Source organism: Psychrobacillus sp. Z3-81, from assembly GCF_056620325.1.
Genome location: NZ_JBWQPU010000069.1, coordinates 1 through 264, shown reverse-complemented (window position 1 = coordinate 264; position 264 = coordinate 1). Strand labels below are relative to the sequence as shown.

General features: G+C 75.0%; 1 protein-coding gene. It reads right to left on the bottom strand.

From position 1 onward, the window contains the following. The coding region (locus AC1ECF_RS17660; protein ID WP_480390745.1) for a DUF8094 domain-containing protein at window positions 1–264 on the bottom strand (264 nt) is incomplete at both ends.

The window sequence follows — 264 nt, the reverse complement described above, 5'->3', positions numbered from 1 at the left end:
CAGAGGCCGAGGTCGTCAGAAGCTCGCTCCCGACGACCGCTACCGGATCCACCGATCCGGTAGGCGGTATGCGGATGCCGACGAGCCCCGTCCGGCCCGTCGTCAGGGAGTTGGCCGCCGCGGCGCCGCCGGTGAAGGCACCCTCCGTCGCCGACGGCGGCACGGTCGCGCCGACCTCGCCGGCGAGCGTCTCGATGGACGTGACCTTCGCGACGACGAGGGCGCCGCCGTCGGCGGTGCGCAGCGCACGCGCCTCGCCTGCAG